10 protein-coding genes, 1 tRNA gene, 1 other RNA gene and 1 pseudogene are annotated in these 13,160 nt (G+C 70.7%); 10 read left to right on the forward strand and 3 right to left on the reverse strand.

Translation table 11 applies throughout. The features are described 5' to 3' along the window. The first annotated feature begins 419 nt into the window (after positions 1-419). The 8 genes and pseudogenes from pruA (at position 420) to J7462_RS25345 (ending at position 8,072) form a co-directional block, all read left to right on the forward strand. Positions 420-2,048, forward strand: a complete 1,629-nt coding sequence (pruA, locus tag J7462_RS25310) for an L-glutamate gamma-semialdehyde dehydrogenase (protein ID WP_219467470.1) — start codon at positions 420-422, stop codon at positions 2,046-2,048. A gap of 259 nt (positions 2,049-2,307) precedes the next feature. Next, on the forward strand, positions 2,308-2,823 hold the full coding sequence (locus J7462_RS25315; protein ID WP_145918036.1) for a PadR family transcriptional regulator: 516 nt from the start codon (positions 2,308-2,310) through the stop codon (positions 2,821-2,823). 64 nt (positions 2,824-2,887) lie between these two features. Beyond that, the gene (gene prfB / locus J7462_RS25320; protein WP_204927319.1) at positions 2,888-4,009 is read left to right on the forward strand and encodes a peptide chain release factor 2; all 1,122 of its coding nucleotides are present in this window, start codon (positions 2,888-2,890) and stop codon (positions 4,007-4,009) included. Positions 4,010-4,127: 118 nt separating this feature from the next. Then, the gene (gene ftsE, locus J7462_RS25325; RefSeq protein ID WP_030331491.1) at positions 4,128-4,808 is read left to right on the forward strand and encodes a cell division ATP-binding protein FtsE; all 681 of its coding nucleotides are present in this window, start codon (positions 4,128-4,130) and stop codon (positions 4,806-4,808) included. A 70-nt stretch (positions 4,809-4,878) separates the two neighbouring features. Next, positions 4,879-5,754, forward strand: coding sequence for a permease-like cell division protein FtsX (gene ftsX / locus J7462_RS25330; RefSeq protein ID WP_208570347.1), 876 nt, complete (start codon positions 4,879-4,881; stop codon positions 5,752-5,754). Between the two features lie 135 nt (positions 5,755-5,889). Then, positions 5,890-6,369 carry an SsrA-binding protein SmpB gene (gene smpB / locus J7462_RS25335; protein ID WP_208570348.1) on the forward strand — a complete coding sequence of 160 codons (480 nt, stop codon included), beginning with the start codon at positions 5,890-5,892 and terminating at the stop codon, positions 6,367-6,369. A 104-nt stretch (positions 6,370-6,473) separates the two neighbouring features. Next, positions 6,474-6,849: a transfer-messenger RNA gene (ssrA, locus tag J7462_RS25340) on the forward strand. A gap of 264 nt (positions 6,850-7,113) precedes the next feature. Next, positions 7,114-8,072: pseudogene (locus J7462_RS25345) on the forward strand (hypothetical protein). Between the two features lie 176 nt (positions 8,073-8,248). Here the strand turns inward: J7462_RS25345 and mdlC are convergent. Both mdlC and J7462_RS25355 read right to left on the reverse strand, forming a co-directional pair. Beyond that, positions 8,249-9,844 carry a benzoylformate decarboxylase gene (mdlC, locus tag J7462_RS25350; protein ID WP_219467473.1) on the reverse strand — a complete coding sequence of 532 codons (1,596 nt, stop codon included), beginning with the start codon at positions 9,842-9,844 and terminating at the stop codon, positions 8,249-8,251. A 295-nt stretch (positions 9,845-10,139) separates the two neighbouring features. Then, complete coding sequence (locus J7462_RS25355) at positions 10,140-10,943, reverse strand: S-methyl-5'-thioadenosine phosphorylase (protein ID WP_208569671.1); 804 nt, start codon at positions 10,941-10,943, stop codon at positions 10,140-10,142. Positions 10,944-11,093: 150 nt separating this feature from the next. On the opposite strand from J7462_RS25355, the gene J7462_RS25360 reads away from it, so the two are divergent. Both J7462_RS25360 and J7462_RS25365 read left to right on the forward strand, forming a co-directional pair. Next, complete coding sequence (locus J7462_RS25360) at positions 11,094-11,684, forward strand: YqgE/AlgH family protein (RefSeq protein ID WP_208569670.1); 591 nt, start codon at positions 11,094-11,096, stop codon at positions 11,682-11,684. A 108-nt stretch (positions 11,685-11,792) separates the two neighbouring features. Beyond that, positions 11,793-11,865, forward strand: a tRNA-Ala gene (locus J7462_RS25365). A gap of 180 nt (positions 11,866-12,045) precedes the next feature. Here the strand turns inward: J7462_RS25365 and J7462_RS25370 are convergent. Then, entirely contained in the window at positions 12,046-12,948 is a 903-nt protein-coding gene (locus tag J7462_RS25370) for a universal stress protein (RefSeq protein ID WP_219467475.1), read from the reverse strand. Positions 12,949-13,160: the final 212 nt, after the last annotated feature.

Consider the following 13,160-nt stretch of genomic DNA (forward strand, 5'->3'; position numbering starts at 1 on the left):
GGTCCCTGGCTGGGCGCGGACCGTCCCCGCGCCCGGCCGGGCAGCCGGAGGGGGCGGGTGGCATGGGCGGTGCGGCTGCGGTCTGCCCGTAGCGCCGCTGGCCCGCGCCGGTCCGCCCGGCCGGGCCCGCGTCGGTCCGACGGCGGCTGCCCTCCCGGTGCCGCCGCCGTCGGACCGCCCTGTCTTTCTGCTGATCGACAGGGGCTGTTTGATACGAATCGTCGCCCTGAAGGTGTCGTGGCCTCGCGATCATCGGTGCGGGGCGGGCGGGGCGTGGTTCCGTCGGGGTCGGCGTGGGAGAATCCCCGGAGGTCCCGCCACCGCGCCAGGCACGCCGCGCGGTGTCCGGTGTCCGGCCGTCCGGTCGGTGCCCGCGGGGCCGATTTCGCCGCCGCTGTCGAGATCGCCCAGGAGCTGTGATGGACGCCGTGTTCTCCGTACCCGAGCCGCACAACGAGCCGGTACGCACCTACGAGCCGGGCAGCGCCGACCGGGAGCGGCTGCAACGGCGGCTGACCGAGCTGGCCGCCGAGCGGATCGACCTGCCGATGACCATCGCCGGTGAGCAGCGGATGGCCGGTGGCGACCCGATCGACGTGGTGCAGCCGCACCGGCACGCGCACGTGCTCGGGGTCACCGGTCACGCCACCCACGACGACGCCCGCGCCGCCGTACGGGCCGCCAAGGACGCCGCGCCGATGTGGCGGGCGTTGCCGTTCGAGGAGCGGGCCGCGGTCTTCCTGCGCGCCGCCGAGCTGCTGGCCGGCCCGTGGCGGGACACCCTCAACGCGGCCACCATGCTCGGCCAGTCCAAGACCGCCGTGCAGGCGGAGATCGATGCGGCCTGCGAGTTCATCGACTTCCTCCGGTTCAACGTGCACTTCGCCCGGGAGTTGCTGGCGGCCCAGCCGAACTCGTCGCCGGGGGTGTGGAACCGGTTCGACCACCGCCCGCTGGAGGGCTTCGTCTACGCGGTGACCCCGTTCAACTTCACCGCGATCGCCGGCAACCTGCCGTCCGCGCCGGCTCTGCTCGGCAACACCGTGGTCTGGAAGCCGGGCCCCACCCAGCAGTTCGCGGCGCACTTCACCATGCGGCTGTTCGAGGCGGCCGGCCTGCCCCCCGGCGTGATCAACATGGTCACCGGGCGGGGCGAGGAGGTCTCCGACGTGGTGCTCGCCGACCCGGACCTGGCCGGCATCCACTTCACCGGCTCCACCAGGGTTTTCCAGCAGCTGTGGCGCACGGTCGGCGAGAACATCGCCGCCTACCGGGGCTACCCCCGGCTGGTCGGCGAGACCGGCGGCAAGGACTTCGTCGTCGCGCACCCCAGCGCCGACGTCGACGCCCTGCACACCGCGCTGATCCGGGGCGCCTACGAATACCAGGGCCAGAAGTGCTCGGCCGCCTCGCGGGCGTACGTCCCCCGGTCGCTGTGGTCCGGTGGGCTGCGGGACCGGCTGGCCGCCACCGCCGACGCGTTGACCTACGGCGACGTGACCGACTTCGCCAACTTCGGCGGCGCGGTGATCGACGCCCGCGCGTTCGCCAGGCACACCGCCGCGCTGGACCTGATCGCCGGGGACGACAGCTGCCGGGTGCTGGCCGGGGGCACCGCCGACGACTCGGTCGGGTGGTTCGTCCGCCCGACGCTGTTCGAGTGCACCGACCTGGCCCACGAGACGTTCACCACCGAATACTTCGGGCCGATCCTCGGCGTGCACGTCTTCGACGACGCCAACTTCGACGACGTGGTCACCCAGGCCGAGTCCATCGCCCCGTACGCCCTGACCGGGTCGATCTTCGCCACCGACCGTCGGGTGGTCGACGCCGTGGCCGAGAAGATGCGGTACGCGGCCGGCAACTTCTACATCAACGACAAGCCGACCGGGGCGGTGGTCGGGCAGCAGCCCTTCGGCGGGGCCCGGGCCAGCGGCACCAACGACAAGGCCGGGTCGTGGCACAACCTGGTGCGCTGGATGTCGCCCCGGACGATCAAGGAGACGTTCGTGGCGCCGACCGACCACACGTACCCGCACATGGGGTGAACCGGCGACGACCGGCGGTGGCGGGTGATCCGACCGCCGCCGGTCGGGGTCGTCCCGGGCGCGGGCGGCGCGGGACGGCCACCGCGCCGGCCACCACGGTCGGTGCACCCCAGGTCACCGCCGATGGCGCGGGCCGGTGGGCGGTCGGGGGCGGTCCTGGGAGCACTGTCGTCCGCCGACAGTGCACATTGGAAATCCTCCCGGGTGGCAAATCCGGAAATCCTGGACGCCGGGACGGCAAAGTGGCAGCTTAGAGGGCATGGCGGATTCCGGAGTCAACCCCACTGCGGCGGCCCTGCTGGGGTTGTTGCATGAGGGCCCGATGACAGGCGGCCAGCTGATGGCCGCCGCTGAGCGCCGACTGGCGCCGTACTGGTCGATGACACGCAGTCAGGTCTACCGTGAGTTGCCGGTCCTGGCAGAGCGTGGTTTCGTGCGGCTGGGCAAGCCCGGGCCGCGGATGAGTCAACCCTACGCGATCACGGCGGCGGGGAAGCGGACCTTCTCCCGATGGCTGGCGGAGAATCCCGGTCGGGACACCATCCGCAACCCGATCGCCCTGCGGATCGCGTTCGGCAACCTGCACTCGGCCAGCCAGCTCAAGAACCTCTACACCTCGGCCAACGAATACCACACCGAGGCCCTCGCGTACGTCCGGGAGCAGGTCAAGACCGCCAAGAAGGAGGGCGACGAGTACGACGCCAGTGCGCTGGAGTTCGCCGTCGCCTACCACAAGGCGGCGCTGTCCTGGCTCAAGACCGCCCCGGTCGGCTGATCATCGGCCCTGGTAGGTGGTGTGACGTGAGCGGACCGCCGCACGCACAGTACCCTTGTCTGTCGTGACCGCTGCCGATTACGCCGAACAGCTCAAGGAACTCGACGCGACCCTGCGCAACATCGAGGCGGTGCTCGACCTCGACCGCCTGCGGGAGGAGAAGGCCCGGCTGGAGGAGCAGGCGTCCGCGCCGGATCTCTGGGACGACCAGGCCAAGGCGCAGCAGGTGACCTCGCAGTTGTCGTACGTCAACGGCGAGATCAGCAAGCTGGGCAGCCTGCGGTCCGGCCTCGACGACGCGCGGGTGCTGCTGGAGTTGGCCGAGGACGAGGCCGACTCCGGGGTGCTGGGCGAGGTCGAGTCGGAGATCGCCACGCTGACCAAGGCCATCCAGGAGATGGAGGTCCGCACCCTGCTCTCCGGCGAGTACGACTCCCGGGAGGCGCTGGTCGCCATCCGGGCGGGCGCCGGTGGGGTGGACGCGGCCGACTTCGCCGAGATGCTGCTGCGGATGTACCTGCGGTGGGCGGAGCGGCACGGCTACCCGACGGAGGTCTACGAGACCTCGTACGCGGAAGAGGCCGGCCTGAAGTCCGCCACGTTCACCGTCAAGGTGCCGTACGCCTACGGCACGCTCAGCGTCGAGTCGGGCACCCACCGGCTGGTCCGGATCAGCCCGTTCGACAACCAGGGCCGCCGGCAGACCAGCTTCGCCGGGGTCGAGGTGCTGCCGGTCACCGAGCAGACCGACCACATCGACATCCCGGAGAACGAGATCCGGGTGGACGTCTACCGGTCGTCCGGGCCGGGTGGGCAGAGCGTCAACACCACCGACTCGGCGGTGCGGTTGACCCACATCCCCACCGGCATCGTGGTGACCTGCCAGAACGAGAAGTCCCAGCTGCAGAACAAGGCCTCCGCGATGCGGGTGCTCCAGTCCCGGCTGCTGGAGCGCAAGCGGCAGGAGGAGGAGGCGAAGCTGGCCGGCCTGAAGTCCGGCAGCACCAGCTCCTGGGGCGACCAGATGCGCTCGTACGTGCTGCACCCCTATCAGATGGTGAAGGATCTCCGAACCGAGCAGGAGACCGGCAATCCGTCGTCGGTCTTCGACGGGGAGTTGGACAGCTTCCTCGAGGCGGGTATCCGCTGGCGCAAGCAGCAGCAGCTCGCCAACGACGCTGCGTGATCGATCGTGAACGGGGCGCGTCGTCGATTCCGGGTTGACCGGGCGAATCGATGACGCGCCCCGCTTCGGCGGGGCGTGCCACTTGGCTCTGCGGTTACACCGCGTAGACTCACGACCCGTGATTCAGCTTGAGCAAGTGACGAAGACGTACCCGAAGGCGTCCCGGCCTTCGCTCGACAACGTGTCCGTCTCGATCGAGAAGGGCGAGTTCGTCTTCTTCATCGGGCCATCAGGCTCCGGCAAGTCCACGATCATCAAGATGCTGCTGCACGAGGTCGCCCCCAACAAGGGCCGGGTCGTCGTCAACGGCAAGGACGTCACCTCGATGCGGTCCTGGAAGCGACCCCACTTCCGGCGCTCCATCGGCTGCGTCTTCCAGGACTTCCGGCTGCTGCCGAACCGCACCGCCTACGAGAACGTGGCGTTCGCCCTGGAGGTGATCGGCAAGACCAAGGCGGTGGCCCGCCGGGTCGTGCCCGAGGTGCTGGAGTTGGTCGGGCTCGGTGGCAAGGAGCACCGGTACCCGCACGAACTCTCCGGCGGTGAGCAGCAGCGGGTCGCGGTCGCCAGGGCGTTCGTGAACCGTCCGCTGATCCTGCTGGCGGACGAGCCGACCGGAAACCTGGACCCGGACACCTCGATCGAGATCATGCGTTTGCTGGACCGGATCAACCGCACCGGCACGACCGTCGTGATGGTCACGCACGACTCCAACATCGTGAACCAGATGCGCCGTCGCGTCGTCGAGATCGAGAGTGGCCGCATCGTGCGCGACCAGGCCCGCGGCGTCTACGGGTGAGCCGGCGCTCCACCCCTGCCGTACGACCTGACGACGAACACCTCACGCCGGAGAGCCGGAGGAACACCCGATGCGGATAAAGTACGTCCTGTCCGAGGTACTGGTCGGACTGTGGCGCAACGTCACGATGACGATCGCGATGATCATCACGATGGCGGTCTCGCTGACCATGCTCGGCGCCAGCGGCCTGATGTACAAACAGGTCGGCGACATGAAGGACCTCTACTACAAGAACGTCGAAGTCTCGATCTTCCTGAAGACCGACGTCACCGAGCAGCAGCGCACCGACCTCGACGCCAAGTTGAAGGGCGACCCCCTGGTCAAGGAGGTCCTCTACGTCAACAAGGACGAGGCGTACAAGACGTTCAAGGAGATGTACCAGGACGCGCCCGACCTGGTGAACGTCGTGAAGCCCGACCTGCTCCCCGAGTCGTTCCGGCTGAAGCTGGTCAACCCGGAGCAGTACAAGAACATCTACGACCAGTACCAGGGCACCGAGGGTGTCGACGTGATCGTCGACCAGAGCCGGCTGCTGGACAAGATCTTCAACGTGCTCACCGCCATCCAGAACATCGCGCTGGCCGCCGCAGTGGTGATGGCCATCGCCGCGTTGCTGCTGGTGGCGAACACCATCCAGGTGGCCGCGTACAGCAAGCGGCGTGAGGTCGCGGTCATGAAGCTGGTCGGTGCGTCGAACTGGTTCATCCAGGCGCCGTTCGTGCTGGAGGCGGTGGTCGCCGGCCTGATCGGCTCGCTGCTGGGCCTGATCGCGCTGATCGGCGCCAAACAGCTGCTGTTCAGCGGTTCGTTGAAGGCGCTCGAGGGGCTGCTCTCGCCGATCCAGTGGTCGGACATCTTCCTGATGTTCCCGCTGATGGCCGGCGTCGGTGGCCTGATCAGCGCCGCCACCGCCTGGGTCACGCTCCGCTTCTACCTGCGGGTCTAATCGCGGCAGGGGTCGACGTGCGGGCCCTCCCGCGCCGGGAAGAAACGGCGCGGGAGGGCCCTTGTCATTCGGGTAGCATGATCCCCGCTCACCGACCGGCCGGTCGGTGAGCGCACACGGAAGGGGGTGCGCCGGATGCCACGGGAAAAGGGCCGCAAGGTGGTCGCCTCCAACAAGAAGGCCCGCCACGACTACGCCATCCTCGACACGTACGAGGCGGGCATGGCGCTGACCGGCACCGAGGTCAAGTCGCTGCGCGCCGGGCGGGCCTCGCTGGTCGACGCCTTCGCCCAGGAACGCGACGGCGAGCTGTTCCTGCACGGCATGCACATCCCGGAGTACACCCAGGGCACCTGGACCAACCACGAGCCCCGGCGTACCCGCAAGCTGCTGCTCAAGCGGTTGGAGATCGACAAGTTGATCGGCAAGACCCGTGAGGGTGGCCTGACCATGGTCCCGTTGCAGGTCTACTTCTCCGACGGCTGGGCCAAGGTCGAGATCGCCCTGGCCAAGGGCAAGAAGTCGTACGACAAGCGGCAGGACCTCGCCAAGCGGGACGCCGACCGGGAGATCGCCCGGGTGTCGGGCCGGCGCGGCAAGGGAATGGACGACTGATTCATCCTGTTTGCCCGGCTCGGCACGCTGGGCCGGGCCTCGGGATGAAACCCGTTGCGGTAGGCGTTAGTCTGGACAGTGCCGCCACATCGGTGGCCCGTCGAGGGGGTGACTGGTTTCGACTTCGTACGCAGCGACAGGGGAAGCGAGCCGAGGAAGCCGACGTCGTCTCGAGAATCGGTCGTCGGAAACTTATAAGCGCCAAGCAAAATCGCGCTGACTTCGCTCTCGCCGCCTGAGGCGAGTAGTGAGTCTGTCGGCCTGGGAACGCCTTCGTCCCAGTTAGCCGGCATCAGTTAGGAGGCTGGCCAACCGGACCCGGTCGCGGGGTCCGTGCGGCGAGATCAATCAGCGACTGGGCCCGTCACACCAACTTGCTCGCGTGAGCGGTGGGGCCGAGTAGAGGCATAGCGAGCTGCGCTCGGAGAAGCCCTGACAAACCGGCGAAGGACCCGGGTTCGATTCCCGGCACCTCCACCACACGATGCGCCCCGGTCCCCAGGACCGGGGCGCATCGCCCTTCCCACCCGGCCCTCCCCCTCCCCCCTCCCGCGCTCCCCGCGCGTCCCGCGCTCTCCCCCGCGCGTCCCGGTCGCGTTGATCAAGAAGTTTGCGTCATTTTTGGAGATCAACTTGACCTGAACCTCTTGATCAACGGGGGGCAGGGCGGGGTGGGGGAGAGGGCGGAGGGAGGGGGAGGGGGAGGGTGGGAACCGGGGGAGGGGGAGGAGCGTCACAGGTGGTATGCGGCGACTTGTTGTGGTGGGGTGGGGGCTCGTGGTGGCGGTGGCGGGCGGGTGTGCGCCGGTGGGGTCGGTGCCGGGTGGGGCCGGTAGGGCGGTCGGGGGTGATCCGGGGCGGCACCGGGAGGCGTTCGACGAGCGGGCCACCGAGGTCGCGGGGGCGTGGCGGCCCGGGTCCGACTGGTCGAGTGGATACCTGCCGTTGCAGGACGCCACGGTGCTCACCGGTCAACCCGGCTTCACCGCCGACACCGAGATGGCCTTCCGTTCCGGTTGGTACCGCGACCAGATCCCGATGCCGACCGAGGTGCCCGCCGACGCGGCGATCCGCTTCCCGGACGGCGCACTGACCGTCCCGCTGATCAGCGCGGCCGAGGCGTACCGGCAACTGGACCAGGGGGACCCGCCACCGTGCGACGGGCGGCCCGGGTGCCCCGGGCCGCCGCCCCGACGGCGGGCACCAGGCCGGACGATTCGGTCTCCATGCAGGCGGCCACAGCCTGCATCCCACTCACCGTCACCGGCGTGACGCTCGGCGAGGCCGAGGTACGCACCAGTCGGGGCGTCGCCGCCGTGCCAGCCTGGTTGTTCACCGTGGCCGAGTTGACCGCCCCGGTTGCCCGCCTCGCGGTAACGGCCCGGGCGGTCGGCGCCGTGCCCGAGCCGGCTGCCCCGACCCGGCCCCTTCCGGGCGGCGTGGCCGGTGCCGATCGACTCCAACGCGTCGATCACGCCCGGTTGACGTACACGGTGAGCATGGGCGCCTGCGACACCGGGCCCACCGCGCTGGTGTGGGAGAGCGACGGCGTGGTGGTGGTCGGCGGCGGAGTGGTCCAAGGCACCGGGGAGTGCGTCGACCTCGCGGTGCTCAAACCGGTCACCGTGACCTTGACGGCCCCCCTCGGCACCCGCCCGGTCCTCGACGTGGCAACCGGCCGCCTCCTCACCCTCACCCCCTAACCCCTCCTCTCCCCGTCCACCCCCACCCAGCTGGGTTGATCAAGAGGTTTGGGTCAAGTTGATCTCTAGAAATGACGCAAACCTCTTGATCAACGCGGGCGGGAGCGGGGTGCGGGTGGGGGCGGGGTGCGGGTGGGGGCGGGGTGTGGGTGGGTGGGAAGGCGGGCGGGCGGGGGTCAGAGGAGTTTGGGAGGGGTGGGGTCGATCGGGGTGGACAGGAGGGTGGGGGTGTCGGCGTGGAGGGCTTCGGTCAGGGCGGGCGCGAGGTCGGGCAGGGCGTCGATGACGCGGGTGGCGCAGCCGTAACCGCGGGCGATGGCGGTGAGGTCCAGGCCCGGCAGGTCCAGCCCGGGCACGCCGGGAGTGGACTTCAACTCGGCGAACGCCTTGAGGATCGCGTACTGCTGGTTCACCGGGACCAGCACGACCACCGGCAGCCGTAGTCGCGCGGCGGTCCACAGTGCCTGCACCGAGTAGTGGAAGGAGCCGTCCCCGATCACCGCGACCACCGGCCGGCCCCGCCCGGTGTCCCGTTCGGCGAGGGCGATGCCGACGGCGGCCGGCAGCCCGTAGCCGAGCCCGCCGCTGGCCATGGTGAAGTACGACGCCGGGCGGGTCACCGGGAGCCGGCGTCGCAGCGCCGCCAGGTTGGACGGTGACTCCTGCACCAGTACCCCGTCCGTGGGCCAGCAGGCGGCCAGGGCGGCGAAGAGCGCGTCCGCGTCGGGCGGGTCACCGGGTTGTGGTGGTGACGGGGCGGGGCGGGGCTCGGGTGGGGGACGGTCGGCCGCCGGCAGCAGGTCCAGCAGCGCGGCCAGGGTCAGCCCGGCGTCACCGAGCAGGCTGTCGCCGACGGGGGCGCGGGCCGCCTCGTCCGCGTCGTCGGTGACGTGCAGCAGCCGCGCCCCGGGCGGCAGGTGGTCACCGGGCAGGTGCGGGTAGTAGCGGAACACCGGCGCACCGACCACCAGCACCACGTCGTGCCCGGTGAGTTTCTCGGCCAGCGGGGCGATCGCGTACGGCAGCACCCCCCGGTAGTGCGGGTGGTGCTCCGGGAAGGCGGCCCGCTCCGGTGCCGGCGCGGACCAGACCGGCGCGGCGAGCCGCTCCGCCACCGCCACCGCCACCGGCCAGCCGGCGGCCCGGTCCACCGCCGCACCGAGCACCAACACCGGGTTGCGGCTGGCCGCCAGCAACGCGGCGAACTCCCGCAGCCGACGCGGGTCGGGGGCGAACCGGGTGGCCACCGTGCGCACCGGCGGCGGCGGGTCCGCCGGCTGCTGCCAGTCGTCCAGCGGCAGGGAGAGGTAGACCGGGCCGGCCGGGGGTTGGGCCGCCGTGGCGTACGCCCGCATGAACGCCGCCGGTACGTCCTGCGCCCGCGTCGGCTCGTGGCTCCACTTCACGTACGGCTGGGGCAGTTCGGTGGGGCGTCGGCTGGCCAGCCGGGGCTCCAGCAGCAGCATCTCCCGGCTCTGCTGCCCGGCGGTGACGATCAGCGGGGTCCGGTTGTGCCACGCGGTGACGAGATTGCCCATGGCGTTGCCGGTGCCCGGGGCGGTGTGCAGGTTGACGTGCGCCGGTCGGCCGGTGGCCTGGGCGTACCCGTCGGCCATCGCCACCGCCGACGCCTCGTGCAGGGCGTGCACGTAGTGGAAGTCGGCTGGGAAGTCCTGGAGGAAGGGCTCCTCGGTCGAGCCGGGGTTGCCGAAGACCGTGGTTAGGTCGAGGGCCCGGAGCAGGTCGTAGGTGGTCTCCCGGACGGTCGCCATCGCCCCCGCCTCCGTGTCCCCGGCCCGTGCCGCTGCCCGCCGGGGCCGATGGTCTGCCGCCGACCTGCCGAATCTATCGGGTGGCAGGCGGTGGTTCGGGTGCTTTGCCGGCTATCGCCCCTGTGGCTGTGCCGCCATGGTGGCGGCACAGCCACAGGGGGGCAGCGCGTCGTCGCGTCGGCGGGTGCCCGAGCGCCCGGCCGGCCGGGGTGGCGGCGCGGCGTGGTGGGGGCGCGGTTGCGGTGCGGTCGCGGGAAGCGGTGGGGGCGGGAAGCGGTGGGGGTGCGGGAACGGCTCAGGGGAGGGGGAACGGGGTGCTGATGCCGTCCAGCGCGTGCCCGCAGGGGCAGTCGCGGTCGGCGGGCAGGGCGGCCACCGCGTCCAGCAGTACGCCCCGCAACCGGTCGGTGTTCTCCCCGAAGACCCGGAAGACCTCCTCCTGGGTGACCGAGTCGCCCGCCTCCACCCCGGCGTCCAGGTCGGTGACCAGCGCGATGGAGGTGTAGCAGAGGGCGAGTTCGCGGGCGAGCACGGCCTCCGGGTGGCCGGTCATGTTGACCACCGTGCCACCCATCGAGGCGTACCAGCGGGATTCCGCACGGGTGGAGAAGCGGGGCCCCTCGACCACCACCACCGTGCCGCCGTCCACCGCCGGCACGTCCCGCCCGGCCGCCGCGCCGAGCAGGGTACGCCGCCCCACCGGGCAGTACGGGTCACCGAACGCGACGTGCACCGCGCCCTGGTCGTAGTAGGTCTGCACCCGGCCGCTGGTGCGGTCGATCAGCTGGTCGGGCACCACGAAGGTGCCGGGGCCCAGCTCGGGGCGGAGCCCGCCGACGGCACACGGGGCGAGGACCTGGCGGACCCCGAGGGACCGCAGCGCCCACAGGTTCGCCCGGTACGGGATCAGGTGCGGTGGGTGGCGGTGGTCACGCCCGTGCCGGGGCAGGAAGGCCACCGGTCGACCGCCCACCGACGCGATCGTGACCACGTCCGAAGGGGCGCCGTACGGGGTCTCCACCTGGTGTTCTGTCGCGTCGTCGAGCAGCGCGTACAGCCCTGAACCACCGATCACCGCGATGTCCGCCGTCGGACCCATCGATCCTCCCTCGACCGCCTTCGATCACCTGTCGGTCAGACCTTAGCCACCGCACCGGGTGCAGGCTATGGTGCCAGACATGGCGGTGACAGCACGGATGGTCGGTGGTGCCCGGTTGTCGGACCCGGTGCGCGGCTGACGATGTCCGAGATGCAGGGGGAGGGACCGGCGATCAGCGGTCGTGCCGTGGAGTCGATGACCGGGCGGCTGCTGGTCGCGACACCGGCGCTCAAGGACCCGAACTTCGATCGTACGGTGGTGCTGTTGGTCGCCCACGAGGCCAACGGCGCGCTCGGGGTGGTGCTCAACCGGGCCACCGAGGTCGCCGTCGCGGACGTCCTCGGTGAGTGGAGCGACCTCGCCCGCCACCCGGCGGTGCTCTTCGAGGGCGGCCCGGTGCAGCCGGAGTCGGCGATCTGCCTGGCCCGGATGCGGCACCCGATGCGGCGGTTGAAGGGTTTCCAGCCGATCTCCGGCGCGGTGGGCACCGTCGACCTGTCGGCCGACCCGGAGCGGATGCGGGACAGCATCGGCGGCATCCGGGTCTTCGCCGGCTACTCCGGTTGGGGCTCCGGGCAGTTGGAGCAGGAGATCGAGGATGGGTCCTGGTTCGTGCTCGACGCGCTGCCCGGCGACGCCTTCGTCGACCGTCCGGACGACCTCTGGCCGATGGTGCTGCGCAGGCAGGGCGGCATGATGGCGGCGGTCGCGCACTTCCCGCCGGACGTGGCGTTGAACTGATCCGTCGGGCGCTCCCGGGGCCGGTCCGGGGGGTACCCCCGTGAGATGACCATGCCGGGCGTCGTGTGTATAGTTCTCTCCGTGCCCGGGCGACCGGGACGACCGCAAGGGGCCGTGGCGCAGCTGGTAGCGCACCACACTGGCAGTGTGGGGGTCAGGGGTTCGAGTCCCCTCGGCTCCACCCTTGAAGTGTCAGGTCAGCGACCTGGTCGAGTGATCATCGACCGGGTCGCTGATTCGTTTCCGCCCGCCGTCCGGCGGGTTCTCACCTCAGCCTCGCACGGCACACCCTGCCGGGCGCGTGGACACCGGGCAGCCGGGTCGTCGGCGATCGGTCACCGTTCCCGACCGGGGCCGGTCGCTACGTGTCGTCCTCGTCCGCATGGCTACGGATCACGGCTACCGGACAGGGGGAGCTGACCACGCACCGGGTCGACACCGAACCCATCAGAAGTCCCTTCCACCCCCCGTACCCGCGCGATCCGACGACCACCAGATCCGCGTCGTCGGCGGCCTCCAGCAGCGCCGGGGCGGGGGAACCTTCGACCAGCCGGATCTCGACGTCGGTACGCATGGCATCGACTGCGCCGCGTCGCATGCTGTCCTGCAGCGTCTCCGCCGCCTGGACGGCGATCTCGTCGACAGCCTCCTCCCGGAGGCCCCCCGGACCTCCGGCGAATCCGAGGTAGGGCCGGGACCAGGCATGTACGACCTGCAACGAAGCATGACGCCGGCGGGCCTCGTCATCGGCGAACCGCAGTGCACGTACCGACTGGGGTGATCCGTCGACCCCGACGACCACGCGTCCCGCTTCGGGCCTCGGCTCCGGCGCGGGGACGACGATCACCGTGCCGGTCGCGTACTGGACGCAGCCCTGGCTGACGGAGCCGAACAGCGAACCGGTGGTGCTGCCGTGTCCGCGTGAACCCACGACAAGGACGGAATCGCCGCCCGCCGCCCGGGTCAGTTCCCTGACGGGGTGGCCGTAGACGACATGCGAGGTCGTCGCGACGTCCGCCGCGCCTTCTCGTGCGATCACCGCATCCACGCTGGACGTGACGTCCCGAAGGAGACCGGCCCGGAGGTCGGCCACGGAGTGCAGGGCCGCGATCCGCTCGACCTCCAGGGGTGCGCCGCTCGGTTGCCAGACGTTGATCGCCCGTACGGGCAGATCCCGTATGCGGCCTTCCGCGAGCGCCCAGACCAGTGCGCGGTCGGATCCCATCGAACCGTCGACGCCAACCACCACGCTGGTAAGAGGCACGCGTACCGCCTTCGATCGGTAGTCGACTTCGGGGGAGAGGCTGGTCGTGGCCGGGCCCGGACAGGTGACCGTCTGCGGCTCCCTCGGCAGCCGCGCTTGAGGGACAGTATCTCGATCCGCAGCCCTCGACGTAACCCGATCTGTGATCCGCGAGGAGCGTGCTTCGGGCCGGAGCTGACGCGCGGTGGCACTATCGTGAGATTCAGGGCCGG

The organism is Micromonospora sp. RL09-050-HVF-A (assembly GCF_019374995.1).
In the GTDB taxonomy this organism is placed as follows: Bacteria; Actinomycetota; Actinomycetes; order Mycobacteriales; family Micromonosporaceae; genus Micromonospora; species Micromonospora antibiotica.

Bases quoted from the DNA above. Each gene is read 5' to 3' on its own strand.
- pruA (WP_219467470.1), top strand. From the start codon at position 420: ATGGACGCCGTGTTCTCCGTACCCGAGCCGCACAACGAGCCGGTACGC.
- J7462_RS25315 (WP_145918036.1), top strand. From the start codon at position 2,308: ATGGCGGATTCCGGAGTCAACCCCACTGCGGCGGCCCTGCTGGGGTTG.
- ftsX (WP_208570347.1), top strand. From the start codon at position 4,879: ATGCGGATAAAGTACGTCCTGTCCGAGGTACTGGTCGGACTGTGGCGC.
- smpB (WP_208570348.1), top strand. From the start codon at position 5,890: ATGCCACGGGAAAAGGGCCGCAAGGTGGTCGCCTCCAACAAGAAGGCC.
- mdlC (WP_219467473.1), bottom strand. From the start codon at position 9,844: ATGGCGACCGTCCGGGAGACCACCTACGACCTGCTCCGGGCCCTCGAC.
- J7462_RS25355 (WP_208569671.1), bottom strand. From the start codon at position 10,943: ATGGGTCCGACGGCGGACATCGCGGTGATCGGTGGTTCAGGGCTGTAC.
- J7462_RS25360 (WP_208569670.1), top strand. From the start codon at position 11,094: ATGCAGGGGGAGGGACCGGCGATCAGCGGTCGTGCCGTGGAGTCGATG.